This window comes from Pseudarthrobacter sp. AG30 (genome assembly GCF_003116525.1).
Lineage (GTDB): Bacteria > Actinomycetota > Actinomycetes > Actinomycetales > Micrococcaceae > Arthrobacter.
On sequence record NZ_QEHL01000067.1, the window covers coordinates 1 to 291 of the forward strand.

Consider the following 291-nt stretch of genomic DNA (forward strand, 5'->3'; position numbering starts at 1 on the left):
GTTGAGCCATCACGCTGGGGAAAAATGGATACGCTGGGCCTGTTGTTCAGCATCGGGATCTTCTTTCTCCAGCCGGTGCAAAACCTTGCCTGGGGCGGTGTATTCAAGGTGATTGACACCGGTTATCCGGCCTTTCGTTTTGTCAAAGACGTGGTGGTGAATAACAACGAGGTGCTGGACGAACAGGCCCGGATGGCGCAGCTGGCTGGCATGAAAGACAGCTGGCACGTGTTGGCGGTAAAGCCAAAATACCATCTCTATGTGGTGGTGATCGGTGAAAGCGCGCGCCGC

1 pseudogene is annotated in these 291 nt (G+C 55.3%); it reads left to right on the plus strand.

The features are described 5' to 3' along the window. Positions 1-24 precede the first annotated feature (24 nt). Positions 25-291: pseudogene (locus tag DC347_RS21330) on the plus strand (hypothetical protein); the annotation flags it as partial.